Origin of the sequence: Mycobacterium kansasii ATCC 12478 (assembly GCF_000157895.3) — a bacterium.
Lineage (GTDB): Bacteria > Actinomycetota > Actinomycetes > Mycobacteriales > Mycobacteriaceae > Mycobacterium > Mycobacterium kansasii.
This window is the reverse complement of sequence record NC_022663.1, coordinates 4,697,219-4,710,009: the sequence shown is the minus strand read 5'-3', so window position 1 is coordinate 4,710,009 and position 12,791 is coordinate 4,697,219. Positions and strand designations below refer to the sequence as shown.

13 protein-coding genes are annotated in these 12,791 nt (G+C 65.7%); 2 read left to right on the top strand and 11 right to left on the bottom strand.

Annotated features, from left to right (window positions below; all coding sequences use genetic code 11):
• On the top strand, window positions 1–1,182 hold the full coding sequence (locus tag MKAN_RS20545) for a thiolase family protein (protein ID WP_023371658.1): 1,182 nt from the start codon (window positions 1–3) through the stop codon (window positions 1,180–1,182).
• An 89-nt stretch (window positions 1,183–1,271) separates the two neighbouring features.
• On the opposite strand, the gene MKAN_RS20540 is transcribed toward MKAN_RS20545, so the two are convergent.
• From MKAN_RS20540 to MKAN_RS31410, 9 genes are all read right to left on the bottom strand, one after another.
• The gene (locus MKAN_RS20540; protein ID WP_023371656.1) at window positions 1,272–2,561 is read right to left on the bottom strand and encodes a fatty acid desaturase family protein; all 1,290 of its coding nucleotides are present in this window, start codon (window positions 2,559–2,561) and stop codon (window positions 1,272–1,274) included.
• A 94-nt stretch (window positions 2,562–2,655) separates the two neighbouring features.
• The gene (locus MKAN_RS20535; protein WP_023371654.1) at window positions 2,656–3,927 is read right to left on the bottom strand and encodes a fatty acid desaturase family protein; all 1,272 of its coding nucleotides are present in this window, start codon (window positions 3,925–3,927) and stop codon (window positions 2,656–2,658) included.
• Window positions 3,928–4,004: 77 nt separating this feature from the next.
• The gene (locus MKAN_RS20530) at window positions 4,005–5,150 is read right to left on the bottom strand and encodes a ferredoxin reductase (protein ID WP_023371652.1); all 1,146 of its coding nucleotides are present in this window, start codon (window positions 5,148–5,150) and stop codon (window positions 4,005–4,007) included.
• Between the two features lie 202 nt (window positions 5,151–5,352).
• Window positions 5,353–5,715 (bottom strand): hypothetical protein, encoded by a 363-nt coding sequence (locus MKAN_RS20525; RefSeq protein WP_023371650.1) that lies wholly within the window; start codon window positions 5,713–5,715, stop codon window positions 5,353–5,355.
• A 10-nt stretch (window positions 5,716–5,725) separates the two neighbouring features.
• Complete coding sequence (gene scnC, locus MKAN_RS20520) at window positions 5,726–6,442, bottom strand: thiocyanate hydrolase subunit gamma (RefSeq protein WP_023371648.1); 717 nt, start codon at window positions 6,440–6,442, stop codon at window positions 5,726–5,728.
• 10 nt (window positions 6,443–6,452) lie between these two features.
• Window positions 6,453–7,295: an SH3-like domain-containing protein gene (locus MKAN_RS20515; protein ID WP_036391727.1), complete on the bottom strand. Its 843-nt coding sequence runs from the start codon at window positions 7,293–7,295 to the stop codon at window positions 6,453–6,455.
• Between the two features lie 106 nt (window positions 7,296–7,401).
• Window positions 7,402–7,914, bottom strand: a complete 513-nt coding sequence (locus MKAN_RS20510) for a DUF6912 family protein (RefSeq protein WP_023371644.1) — start codon at window positions 7,912–7,914, stop codon at window positions 7,402–7,404.
• A 33-nt stretch (window positions 7,915–7,947) separates the two neighbouring features.
• Window positions 7,948–8,820, bottom strand: coding sequence for a polyphosphate kinase 2 (ppk2, locus tag MKAN_RS20505; RefSeq protein ID WP_036391157.1), 873 nt, complete (start codon window positions 8,818–8,820; stop codon window positions 7,948–7,950).
• 54 nt (window positions 8,821–8,874) lie between these two features.
• A complete protein-coding gene (locus MKAN_RS31410; RefSeq protein ID WP_023371640.1) occupies window positions 8,875–10,284 on the bottom strand; it encodes a WS/DGAT/MGAT family O-acyltransferase in 1,410 nt (469 codons plus the stop codon).
• A gap of 400 nt (window positions 10,285–10,684) precedes the next feature.
• Between MKAN_RS31410 and MKAN_RS20495 the strand changes: the two genes are divergently transcribed.
• A complete protein-coding gene (locus MKAN_RS20495; protein WP_023371638.1) occupies window positions 10,685–11,026 on the top strand; it encodes an Rv3235 family protein in 342 nt (113 codons plus the stop codon).
• A gap of 11 nt (window positions 11,027–11,037) precedes the next feature.
• On the opposite strand, the gene MKAN_RS20490 is transcribed toward MKAN_RS20495, so the two are convergent.
• Both MKAN_RS20490 and MKAN_RS20485 read right to left on the bottom strand, forming a co-directional pair.
• Window positions 11,038–12,183: a cation:proton antiporter gene (locus MKAN_RS20490; protein WP_023371636.1), complete on the bottom strand. Its 1,146-nt coding sequence runs from the start codon at window positions 12,181–12,183 to the stop codon at window positions 11,038–11,040.
• A 4-nt stretch (window positions 12,184–12,187) separates the two neighbouring features.
• Window positions 12,188–12,670, bottom strand: coding sequence for a cation:proton antiporter regulatory subunit (locus tag MKAN_RS20485; RefSeq protein WP_023371634.1), 483 nt, complete (start codon window positions 12,668–12,670; stop codon window positions 12,188–12,190).
• Window positions 12,671–12,791: the final 121 nt, after the last annotated feature.

Sequence of the window (12,791 nt, the reverse complement as noted above, 5' to 3'; positions counted from 1 at the left end):
ATGAGCCAGGGCCGCGACGCCGTCATCGTCGGAGCCGTCCGCACCCCGATCGGCAAGGGCAAGGGCAACGGCGCGCTGCATGGCGTGGCCCCCGCCGATCTGCTGGCCCACTGCCTGCGTCAACTCGTGGCTCGTAGCGGAGTCGATCCGGTCCAGATCGACGACGTGATCGCCGGTGCCGTCACCCAGGTCGGCGACCAGGCCGCCAACATCGCCCGCAACGCGTTGTTGGGCGCCGGCTTTCCGGAGTCGGTTCCCGGCGTCACGATCGACCGCCAGTGCGGCAGCAGCCAGCAGGCCATCAGCTTCGCCGCTCAGGGCGTCTTGTCCGGCGCTTACGACCTCGTCATCGCCGGTGGTGTGGAGTCGATGGGCCGGGTTCCGATGGGCACCTCGGTGCTGCCGGGGAGCAACCCGATGGGCGACGACATGACCCGGCGTTACCCGGAAGGCCTGGTGCCACAAGGCATCAGCGCCGAGCTGATCGCGGCACGGTGGGGCTTCTCGCGCGCTCAACTCGACGAGTTCGCAGCGACCAGTCACGAGAAGGCAGCTCAAGCCACCAAGCAAGGGCTCTTCGACGACGAGCTGATCCCGGTCGCCGGGCTTGCGTCCGACGAAAGCATCCGACCCGGCACGACCGTCGAGACCCTGGCCGGGCTGCAGCCGGCGTTCTACAGCGAGGCGATGAAAGCCCTGTTCCCGCAGATTAATTGGTCAATCACGCCGGGTAACTCGTCGCCGCTGTCCGACGGCAGTGCCGCCGTATTGGTCACCACCAGCGACGTCGCCGCCAAGCTCGGTCTGCGCCCGCTGGCGCGCATCCACACCGCGACGGTGGTGGGCTCCGACCCGCTCTACATGCTGACCGGGGTCATTCCGGCCACCGAAAAGGTGTTGCGCCGAGCCGGTTTGACACTGTCCGACGTCGACCTGTTCGAGGTGAACGAGGCGTTCGCGCCGGTCGTGCTGGCCTGGGCGCAGGACACCGGCGCAGACTTGGCCAAGACGAACGTCAACGGCGGCGCCATCGCGATCGGCCACCCGCTGGGGGCCAGCGGCGCCCGCATCATGACAACGCTGGTCAACGCGCTGCACCAGCGGGGCGGGCGCTACGGGCTGCAGACGATGTGCGAAGGCGGCGGCATGGCCAACGCCACCATCATCGAGCGGCTCGACTAGGGTATGCGCACGCCGCAGCGCGCCGAACGTGTAATGGCTGCGAGAAATTCGGCGAATTCTCGCAGCCATTGCACGCTGGGCGACGGCCCCTAGGCCGCCAGATCATCTGTGGCACTTGACGATGCCGCCGGCAGATGCCGAGCGCGCCGCCAGCTGCGCACCGCGGCAATCGCGGACTTGAGGCCACGGCGGCGACCGGTCACCGGATCAATGCCGGCGAAACCCGGTTCCAGCTCGGCGAACATCTGCTCGCTGCGCGTCTCCGGCGCGTCGTCGGCATTGTCGCGCAGATACTTGTCGGGCAGCGACAGCTTGGCCAGGGTGCGCCACGTCTTGGCGTATTGCACCAGGAATGGGCCCGTGGTGTAGGGCAAGTCGTACTTGTCGCACACCTCGCGCACCCGCACCGAGATCTCGGCAAGCCGGTTACTGGGCAGGTCCGGATACAAGTGATGCTCGATCTGGTGGGACAGGGTGCCGCTCATGAACCGCAGCGCGGGACCGGCGTCGAAGTTGGCGCTGCCCAGCATCTGCCGCAGATACCACTGCCCCTTCGTCTCGCCGATCATGTCCGTCTTGGTGAACTTCTCAGCGCCGTCGGGAAAATGCCCGCAGAAGATGACCGCGTTGGACCAGACGTTGCGGATCACGTTGGCCATCGCGTTGGCTTTGAGCGTCGAGCGGTATGTTGCGCCGGGCGACAACGAGGTCAGCGCGGGGAATGCCACGTAGTCCTTGGCCAGCTGGCGGCCGGCCTTGCCGGAGAACTCCCGAAGTCGCGCCCGAGCCGCATCGCGCTCGGCGCGGTCCTTTCGGAATACCTCGTGAATCTCCAAGTGCCGCAAGGCGATTCCCAATTCGAAGCCGAGCGCGAGCACGGTGTTGATCACCAGGTTGAAACCATTGCGCCGCTTCCAGGGCTGGTCCCGGGTCACCCGGACCATGTCGTAGCCAACGTCGTGGTCCATGTCGAGGATGTTGGTGTACTTGTGGTGCACGAAGTTGTGCGTGTAGCGCCAGTGCCTCGATGTGGACAGCATGTCCCACTCCCAGGTCGAGGAGTGGATCTCGGGATCGTTCATCCAGTCCCACTGGCCGTGCATCACGTTGTGGCCGATCTCCATGTTCTCGATGATCTTGGCCGCCGCGAGGGCCACCGAGCCGGTCCACCACGCCCACCGCCGTGAGCTGGCACCCAGCAGCACCCGGGCCGCCACCTCCAGCCCCCGCTGCGCGGCGATGGTACGGCGGATGTAGCGGGCGTCCCGTTCGCCGCGGGACTCTTCGACGTCGCGGCGGATGGCATTTAGCTCGCCGGCCAGTGCATCGATGTCGGCGGTCGTCAAGTGTGCGAACACGTCCACATCGGTGATCGCCATCGTCTTACCTTTCTGCACTACAGCCATTGACCGCAACGAACGGTAACGACGATGCCATGAATTATTGTTGGGCGTTTATGAAATGGCGGCCGGGTCAGGCCGCCAGGTCCGCTGGACGGCTTGCCGTCCGGCCGCGCCGCCAACCGCGCACGGTCGCGATCGCGGTCTTCAACCCGCGCCGGCGCCCGGTCTGCGGGTCGGTACCGGCAAAACCCGGCTCCAGGTCGGCGAACATCCGCTCGCTGCGGGTCTCGGGCGCGTTGTCGGTGTCGTAGCGCAGGTACTTGTTCGGCAGCGACAGCTTGGCCAGGGTGCGCCACGTCTTGGCGTATTGCACCAGGAATGGGCCGGTGGTGTAGGGCAAGTCGTACTTGTCACACACCTCGCGCACCCGCACCGAGATCTCGGCGAGGCGGTTACTCGGCAGGTCGGGATACAGGTGGTGCTCGATCTGGTGGCACAGGTTGCCGCTCATGAACCGCAGCGCGGGACCGGCGTCGAAGTTGGCGCTGCCCAGCATCTGTCGCAGGTACCACTGTCCCTTCGTCTCGCCGATCATGTCCGTCTTGGTGAACTTCTCAGCGCCGTCGGGAAAATGCCCGCAGAAGATGACCGCGTTGGACCACACGTTGCGGATCACGTTGGCCACCGCATTGGCGGTCACGGTCGACCGGTAGGTGGCACCAGGGGACAACGAGGTCAGTGCGGGGTAGGCGACGTAGTCCTTGACCACCTGGCGACCGGCCTTGCTGGAGAACTCCAGCAGCCGGGTCCGCGCCTCGTCGCGATCCGCCCGGCCCTTGAAGATCTTGCCAATCTCCAAGTGTTGCAACGCAACTCCCCACTCGAAAAGCAGAGCGAGCAGCGTGTTCCAGACCAGGTTGAAGATGTTGTACTTCTTCCACCGCTGGTCCCGGGTGACGCGCAGCATGCCGTAGCCCACGTCGTCATCCATGCCCAGGATGTTGGTGTATTTGTGGTGCACGAAATTGTGGGTGTAGCGCCAGTGCTTGGATGCGCCGCTCATGTCCCACTCCCAGGTCGAGGAGTGGATCTCGGGATCGTTCATCCAGTCCCACTGGCCGTGCATCACGTTGTGGCCGATCTCCATGTTCTCGATGATCTTGGCCACGCCCAGGGTCACCGCGCCCGCCCACCATGCGCTGCGCCGCGAGCCGGCAGCCAGCATCAGGCGGCCACTCACCTCCAGCGCACGCTGGGCGGCAATGGTGCGGCGGATGTAGCGGGCATCGCGCTCGCCACGAGAATCTTCGATGTCCTGGCGGATGGCATCGAGCTCAACTGCCAGGTTTTCGATGTCGGCGTCCGTCAGATGCGCGAATACGTCGACGTCGGTTATCGCCATTGTGTTCTCCCTACGTCGTACGATTCCGTACCTACGCCATCGTAGGCTACGTTTCCGTAAGTTACCAATGGGTAGCTTTAGATGTCGACCACACAATCGCCCGAGGCAGCCGACACGCAGGTCTGGATCCGGGTGCCGGGATCATGCTCCTGACCGGTCCGCAGGTCACGGACGTGGCCCGCTACCAGGTCGACCACACACGATTGACAGATCCCCATCCGGCAGCCGAAAGGCATCTGCACCCCGGCGCCCTCACCCGCATCCATCACCGATGTCGCCGCATCGGCAGCCACCGACCGGCCGCTGCGGGCGAACGTGACCGTGCCGCCGGCGCCGGCGGGTGCCGCCTTGGACACCGCGAAGCGCTCGAGGTGCAGCCGGTCGCTGACGCCGGCAGCGGCCCAGACCTTTTCGGCCTGGTTGAGCATGGCGGCGGGCCCGCACGCCCAGGTTTGCCGGTCGCGCCAATCGGGCACCTCCTCGCCGAGCCGGGCGAGGTCCAGACGGCCCTCGGTGCGGGTCGTGCGCACCTTCAGCCGATACCCGGGATGGTCGTCGGTCAGGGCGGCCAGCTCGGCGCCGAACATCACGTCAGCTTCGGTGGGCGCCGAATGCAGATGCGCGATATCGGTAATCTGGTTGCGGCGCACCAATGTTCGCAGCATCGACATCACCGGCGTGATCCCGGATCCAGCGGTCACAAACAGCATCGAGCGCGGCGCGGGATCGGGCAGCACGAAGTTGCCCTGAGGGGCGGCCAGACGCACCACGGTCCCCGGCTCCACGCCGGCCACCAGGTGGGTGGACAGGAAACCTTCGGGCATCGCCTTCACGGTGATGGTGACGGTGCGCGCGGAGCCGGTGGTCCCGACGGGGCTCGACGTCAGCGAATACGAGCGCCAGCGCCAGCGTCCGTCGACCAACAACCCGATCCCGATGTACTGGCCCGGTTGATAGTCGAAGCTAAAACCCCACCCCGGCTTGATGACCAAGGTGGCCGAGTCTTCGGTCTCGCGGCGGACCTCGAGGATACGGCCCCGCAATTCCCGCGCCGACCACAGCGGATTGGCCAGTTGCAAGTAGTCATCGGGTAACAGTGGCGTCGTGATTCGCTCCGCGATCTTGCGCAGTGCATGCCAGCCGGGATGCCGGTCAGCGCCGGCAACGGCCGGCCGCCTGGTGTCGGCGACTTTGGCGTTGACCACCGCATTTTTCTTACTCATCCGAAGCTCCTGATTGCGGCGCGGCCATCGGCTTCCGCCTGGGCAGCGGGGCAAGCTCACGCCCACGTCATAAAGCTACGGTACCGTAACTTACGGTTCCGTAGCCAGACCGGAATGTGCAAGCTGCATCACAGGACACTCGAGCGGGATTGCAGACCCGATAACCGGCTGTGGCCGGTGTTTCCCGGCAGCCGGGGTCCGGTCAGGCTTCGAGGCGTCTGCGGATGCTGGCGAGTCGTTGTGCCAGCTCCGCTTCACCGATGACGCCGCGAGCGACCAGCGAGTGGGCCAGTGCCACCAACTGGTTCTCGGGGTAGGGCAAGCTGGCATAGCGGCTGGCCGAGAGGGCGTCTTCCTCATCTCGTCGCTGCTTGAAATCAGGAATGTCCGCGCGGCAGGTGGCGCGGTCGAGCGCGTCGCACAGGCCGTCCAAGCTGGTCTTCCACGGGGGCACCGGGTTGGTCACGCCATACTTTGCGGCCATTCGCGACCAGACCTGATTGCGTTCCACGATCTTCTGCAGCGGCGCGACGGTCGTCAGCTCGATCGGCTCCGGATCCCTCATGGGCTGCCCGTCACTCACCGGCAGGATGGATGGCCGCTCGGGTGGCGGTGATGACGTTGGTCGTGACACCCGGTTTGGGCAGGGCCACGCCGATCAAGCAGTCCCGTGTGACGATCTCGGCCAGCCGGTCTTCGTCCCAGCCGTCGGTACCCTCCGGGCGCATGGGTAGCACCATGAACCGGTGCTTCTGGTTGGAGTCCTCCACCCGGATCGCGACGTCGTCGGGTAGATAAAGCCCGAATTCCGCGAGCACCTGTCGCGGCCAGCGGACCATCCGCCGGCGATAGTTGGGCGTGCGGTACCACTCCGGAGAGTTGCCGAGAATCGGTCGCGGATAACAAGAACACAACGCGCAGACGATCACGTGGTGCAACGTCGGTGTGTCCTCGAGGATCTGGAAGGCGGTGAAGTCACTGGGCGTGCCGAAGCCGGTCGGCTCCAGCCAGTCGACACCCACCTCTTTGCTGGCCGCCAGCGCATCGGTGAGCGCCAATTGCCTGAACTCGGGATCCAGCCACGCGCGCGCCACCAGGTGCGAGGCCGGCGTCGGGTTGATCTGCTCGGCGAACTCGGTGAAGTGCCGGTGCTCTTCGGCGGTGAAAATCCCCTTCTCGATGCACAATTCACGCAGCGCGATCTCGAGTACCTCGAAGTCGGTGATCTCATCCACCGTGGGGGCAAGCGTCCGCTCGTGGTCGTGCTCCTGATGGTGATCCCGGTCAGTCATGTCGAAACTCCTACCCTCCGGCCGCCGCCAGCCACCGCTCGGGAAGCTCCGTCTGCAAGCTGTCGGTGGTGGTCCCGGTGTATCCGTGCCATAGCTCGGCCAGGTTGAACCGGACGATGTAGAACCACTCCGGCTGCGCATCGGGCCGGTCCCACGTCTCGTCCTCGGGGGCCGGGCTTTCGTATGCGACCGATGCGATTTCGCCAGTGGCGCCCCGTATGTATTCCGGGGTGCGGGTATACAGCAACGCGGGCAGTTCGCGCACCACCACCGGGTCGCCGACGCGGAACCTGGGCCGCCCGGCCCGACCGGCATACACCTGCGGATCGCCCTTGCCGACCGCGTGGGTGTGGTGCGCATTGCGGATCACGCCGGTGCCGTCACCTTCTGATTTCGGTTGTGCCTCAAGCTTTTTCCCGTTGAGGCCACCGGCATAGCGGGCCTTGACCGTTGCCATTCGTTCGCTGAGTTCGCCCAGGCTGATGTGATGCTTTTCCACCAGCACCCGCGCGACCGCCCAGAGCCAGCGACCGTAGTAGGGGAAGCCGAGATAGACCGCTCGTCCCACGTCGACGTTGCCTATCCGCCGGCGCTCCTCCGACAGCCAAATGCCGCGCCACGCAAGCACTTCGCAGAGCACATACGTCATGTGCTCCCAGTACTCGTACTGCTTGTTCTCGTACTTCATGGGCGCGTCCGGCTCACCGCCGACGTCATGGTTGGTCTTCATGTACGCCCAGAAGCGATCGTGGTCGAGCAGGTCGGGAGTGGGGGCGTCCGGAAGCTCGGGATAGGCCGACTTCAGCCGGGCAACCAGGTCGAGTTGACGGGCACGGTCAGCGGCGGTACTCATGACCACTCCTCTGCCATCGGGAGCGTTGGGGACGGTGCAGTGATGCTACTACCCGACAGCGCAGCCGGTCTCGGACCGACGTCGCAGGACGCCTGGCAATACGCTGTCAAAGCAAGTCGAGCAGGAACGGCAACTCCTGGTTGGCATACCACGCCAGATCGTGGTCCTGGGCGTCACCGACAACCAGGTCGGCGTCCTCGTCGCCGAGATCGGCGGCGTCGATCACGGCTATCGCCGCAGTGACGGCCGGTTCGGCGGCGGCATTGTCCACATAGGCGGCAACCACCCGATCCATCGCAACCGGCGCCGTCAGTCTGACGACGGCGTCGTCGAGATCGGGGCGCAACGTGACTTCGTCCGCTTCGGCGTCCACTTCGGCGGCAATCACCACGCGTCGCGGCGGCAAACCCTCGCCACCGTCGTCGGCCAGTAGACGCAGGGACGCCAGCGCGGCCTCCTGCAGAGCCACTTCCGCAAGTTCGTCATCGTCGCCCTCGGCATATGACTCCCGCAATTTCGGCGTCACCGCGAAGGCCGTGCCGCTGACCGGCCACAGCGAACCGTCCGCGACAAGTTGCCGCAGCATGGCCAGGGTGGCCGGGACGTAGACCTGCATCATGGGCCGAGTCGCCGATCTCGCGTGATTGCGGTGCTAACCATCGATCAACGTCGCCGCATAGTCTTCGACGTAGTTGGACAATTCCCGCGGCGGGCGCTGGTAGTTGCCGCTCACCAGCGGATGTCTGGGCAACTTGACCTTCGGCTTCTCCACGTCGCGGTAGTCGATGGTGGACAACAGGTGGGCCATCATGTTCAGCCGCGCATGCTTTTTGATATCGGATTCCACCACGTACCACGGGCTGGTCGGGATGTCGGTGTGCACCATCATCTGGTCCTTGGCACGGGAGTAATCCTCCCACCGGTACAGCGATTCCAGGTCCATCGGGCTGAGCTTCCATTGCCGGACGGGGTCGCTGCGCCGGGCCTTGAAGCGCCGCAACTGCTCCTCGTCGGACACCGAAAACCAATACTTGCGCAGCAAGATCCCGTCGTCGATCAACATGTGCTCGAAGATCGGCGTCTGCCGCAAGAACAGCGCATGCTCTTGCGGCGTACAGAATCCCATGACTTTTTCGACGCCGGCGCGGTTGTACCACGACCGGTCGAAGAGCACGATTTCGCCTTTGGCGGGCAAGTGTGCGATATAGCGCTGGTAATACCACTGCCCGCGTTCCCTGTCGGTCGGGGAGGGCAACGCCGCGATGCGGGCCACACGCGGGTTGAGGTATTCGGTGATCCTCTTGATGGTCCCACCTTTGCCGGCTCCGTCGCGGCCCTCGAAGACGACCACCAGGCGCGCCCCCGAATGCCGCACCCACTCCTGTAGCTTCACGAATTCTGTTTGCAGCCGGAACAATTCGGCATGGTAGACGTTGGCCGGGATCTTGCGCTTGGCCGGCGGCTTTGACTTCTTCTTCGGCTTCGCCGTCTTGGCCGGTGCGCCGTTGGTTATCGCAGTGCTCACAACATCGGATGGTATCCCCACAAGCCATTTCCACTGAGACAATTACCGGGACAATTAGCGAGACGCTTCCAGCAACTCCTCGAGCGACTGGCCGAGCAGGCCGGGCAACAGGTCGACATCGCTCATCGCGTCGCGGTCGGCATTGATCCCGAAATACAGCATGCCGTTGTAGGACGTCACGCTGATGGCCAGCGCCTGGTTGTGCAACAGCGGCGGCACCGCGTAAGCCTCCAGTAACTTGGTGCCCGCGACGTACATCTGCGATTGCGCCCCAGGGGCATTGGTGATCAGCAGGTTGAACAACCTCGCCGAATAACTGGTCGCGACCCGGACACCCATCGCGTGCAGGGTGGGCGGCGCAAAGCCGGACAGCGTGACTATGGTCCGGGCGTCCACCAGGCTGGCGGCCGTCGGGTTCGATTCGGTGGCGTGTGCGACCTGGGACAGCCGCACCACGGGGTTGCCCTCCCCCACCGGCAGATCTATCAAGAAGGGCGTCACCTGGCTCATGGCCTGGCCGGGACCCGTCGAATCGAATTGGTCATCGACGTACGCCGCCAGCGGAGCCATCGCGCGCACCGTCGCCGTCGGTGCCACCGTCTCGCCGCGCGACATCAGCCAATTGCCCAGCGCGCCGGCGATCACGGCCAGCACCACATCGTGGATGTCGCAGTCATAACGGGCGCGTACCGCCCGATAGTCCTCGAGCCGTCCGCGCGCCACCGTGAATCGTCGATTGCGCGAAACGGTGGCATTGAGCGGACTATTGGGTGCGGTGCCGCGCGCCACGGTGCGCGCGACATCGAGAACCCGGCGACCCGCATCGACGAGTTGGCCGTAGTTGGTGACCGCGCCGGCGACCGCGGATCCGACGGCCTGCAGCTGCGCTCCGGGCCCGATAAGCCAGTCACCGATGGCGCCCAGCACCAAACGGGTGTGTCCTGGGTCGCGTTCCGGTATCCAGATGTCTTCGGGGAACGGCGGTGGACGCCGCGTCCGATCGGCGATGACATGGCCGATGGCCAGTGACGTCACCCCGTTGATCAGGGCCTGGTGCGATTTGGTGTAGAGGGCAATGCGATTCTTTTCCAGCCCCTCGACGACATACATCTCCCACAGCGGCCGCGACTTGTCCAGCGGCCGGGCAGCCAGCCGCGCGATGAGTTCGTGCAGTTGCTCGTCGCTGCCCGGCGACGGCAACGCCGAGCGCCTGACGTGATAGGTGATATCGAACTCGGGATCGTCCATCCACACGGGCCGGGCCATGCCGATCTTCACCTCGCGCACCTTCTGCCGGTAACGCGGTATCTGCGGCAGCCGCTGCTCGACGGTGGCCAACAGCGTCTCGTAGCTCAGTCCGGCCCGCGGCCGGCCCAGGATCATCAGCGACCCGACGTACATGGGGGTGGCGGTGTTCTCCAGCCGATAGAACGACGCGTCCGTCGTGGACAACCGGGTCACCATTTACGGCCCTGTCCTCCTTGTCAATTCGTCCCCAATCTGGCGGTTGGACCGATGTGGCTCACGGTAACCACTCGACGGGGCCACATTACGGGGCGGGTACACGCCGGCGTGGTGTGTGCAATGATGACCGGCAGTTTGTCTGCCACTCTCCAGCAGGCGCGCGGTCCACATCCTCTCGTTGCCGTCGTTTGACCTGTTTTGATCTGGAGAGTGCCCGTTGAGCATCAGTCCTATTGTCGAGCCGCCTCATCGTCCGACTTTCGCCGTTGTCCCGGTTGTAGAGTACGAACCGCCAACGGGAACCATCCCCCGGTGCCGACAATCAACGCACCCACCCTTACGCCCGCGCAGTCTACGGGCGCCTCGCCGAGCCCGCGGCGAGCATCCGACGAACGAGGGCATGTCGGCGCCCATGCGCCAGGCGGCCGTGTTCACCGACGCGGCACTGCGCCGGGTGCTCGAAGTCATCGACCGCCGCCGGCCCGCCACACAGCTGCGTTCGCTGCTGGCGCCCAACCTGGTCGGCGCGGTGCTGTCGGTCAGCGAAGCGGTGGCCGGTCAGCACGGGACCGCGGTGTTGCGCCGGGTTCGACTGCAACCGGTCGGGTCCTCGGACTCCGCCGCGGAGGTGTTCGGCAGCTACAGCCGCGGAGACCGGATCCACGCGATCGCCGGTCGCGTGGAACGGGTGACCGCCGCCGGCGGCGCCCGCTGGCTGGTCGTCGCCTTGCACATCGGCTGACCGACTTCGTCTCAGGCGGCGGCCCGCAGCGGCCCACCGGTGTAACGCGCCACGACCGGGCCCACGATCGCCATGATGAAGACGTACGAGGTTGCCAACGCCGCCACCGTGGGGATCGATACGCCGACCAATCCGATGATGATCAGCGAGAACTCGCCTCGAGCGATCAGCGCGGTGCCCGCGCGCAACTGGCCGCGCCGTGCCACCCCGTCACGGCGGGCGGCGTACATACCGGTCAGCACCTTGGTCGCGGCAGTCACCGCGGCCAGGACGACGGCCACCGGAAGCATCGGAAGCAGCTCCTTGGGGCTCACCGATAATCCGATCGCAAGGAAGAAGATCGCGGCGAACAAATCGCGCAGCGGACCCAGGACCTTGCGCGCCCGGTCGGCCGTTTCCCCGGTCAGGGTCAGGCCCACCAGAAACGCGCCGACCGCAGCGGATGCGTGCAACGACTCCGCCAGCGCCGCGACCAGCAAGGTGATGCCCAAGACCCGCAGCAGCAGTTGCTCGGAGTCGGGGTGCGCCACCAGGCGGCCGACGTGATGGCCCCAGTAGTAGGACGCGGCGAACGCCGCGAGAAGGGCGCCGATCGCGGCCAGCGTCCCACCTAGCGCGTCCAGCCAGCTGCCGCGCAATGCCAGCACTGTGAACATCGGCAGGTAGGCGGCCATCGCGAAGTCTTCGAGCACCAGCACCGACAGCACCGCCGGGGTTTCGCGGTTGCCCAGGCGGCGCAGGTCCTCGAGCAGTCGCGCGATGACACCCGACGACGAGATGTATGTGACGCCGGCCAGCGCCACGATGGCAACGCCGTCCAGCCCGAGCAGCCAGCCGGTCACCGCGCCGGGCGTGGCGTTGAGGACGATGTCGACGCCGGCCGACGGCAGATGATGACGCAGGCTGCTGGCGAATTCGGTCGCGGAGAACTCCAGGCCCAAGGTCAGCAACAGCAACACGATGCCGATGGGTGCCCCGGTGCTGACGAAGTCAGCGGCGGCGGCCACCGGCAGGATGCCGCCCTTCCCCAGCGCTAGCCCCGCCAACAGATAAACCGGGATCGGTGACAATGCGAACCTACGGGCAAGGGCGCCGAGCAGGGCAAGCATGACCAAGAGGGCGCCGAGCTCGAATAGCAGCGCCTCCGAAACACCCACCGGCTCAGCCTTGGTTGACGATCTGCCGGACTCCGACAATGCCCTCTTCGGTGCCGATCACAATCAGGACGTCGCGCGCCCGCAGCGTTTCCGCGGGGCCGGGCGAAGCGACCACGTCGTCGCCGCGGACGATCGCGACGATCGAGGCGCCGGTGCGGGTGCGGGCGCGGGTGTTGCCCAGCGGCCGGCCGACGAACGGACTCTCGGGCTCGATCGAGATCTGACCCGCCTCGAGCCCGGGCACCTCGCGGGTCAGCTCGGTGAACCGCTCGGCGATTCTCGGTGCACCGAGAATCGCGGCCACGGTGTCGGCCTCTTCGCCGTTGAGGCGGAAGACCGGCCGGCATTCGTCAGGGTCCTCGGCGGTGTACAGGACGATGTCGAATTCGCCGGTGCGCCGGGCAATGATGCCGATCCGCTCACCCTTGTGGCTGATGAACTCGTACCGCAGACCGACGCCCGGCAGCAGCACTTCCTTGACATCCATGCCGCCAATACTCGACGAAATGGCATCGAGAGAGAAGTGCCACCGGCCAATTCATAGCCGATGGCGTCCTTGAGTCTCGGCCTTCGAGGTAGTCCCGCGTCAGAACGGTGGGGGTTCGTCG

Coding starts and splice junctions, on each gene's coding strand:
- MKAN_RS20545 (WP_023371658.1), top strand. CDS start 1: ATGAGCCAGGGCCGCGACGCCGTCATCGTCGGAGCCGTCCGCACCCCG.
- MKAN_RS20540 (WP_023371656.1), bottom strand. CDS start 2,561: ATGGCGATCACCGATGTGGACGTGTTCGCACACTTGACGACCGCCGAC.
- MKAN_RS20535 (WP_023371654.1), bottom strand. CDS start 3,927: ATGGCGATAACCGACGTCGACGTATTCGCGCATCTGACGGACGCCGAC.
- MKAN_RS20530 (WP_023371652.1), bottom strand. CDS start 5,150: ATGAGTAAGAAAAATGCGGTGGTCAACGCCAAAGTCGCCGACACCAGG.
- MKAN_RS20525 (WP_023371650.1), bottom strand. CDS start 5,715: ATGAGGGATCCGGAGCCGATCGAGCTGACGACCGTCGCGCCGCTGCAG.
- scnC (WP_023371648.1), bottom strand. CDS start 6,442: ATGACTGACCGGGATCACCATCAGGAGCACGACCACGAGCGGACGCTT.
- MKAN_RS20515 (WP_036391727.1), bottom strand. CDS start 7,295: ATGAGTACCGCCGCTGACCGTGCCCGTCAACTCGACCTGGTTGCCCGG.
- MKAN_RS20510 (WP_023371644.1), bottom strand. CDS start 7,914: ATGATGCAGGTCTACGTCCCGGCCACCCTGGCCATGCTGCGGCAACTT.
- MKAN_RS31410 (WP_023371640.1), bottom strand. CDS start 10,284: ATGGTGACCCGGTTGTCCACGACGGACGCGTCGTTCTATCGGCTGGAG.
- MKAN_RS20495 (WP_023371638.1), top strand. CDS start 10,685: ATGTCGGCGCCCATGCGCCAGGCGGCCGTGTTCACCGACGCGGCACTG.
- MKAN_RS20485 (WP_023371634.1), bottom strand. CDS start 12,670: ATGGATGTCAAGGAAGTGCTGCTGCCGGGCGTCGGTCTGCGGTACGAG.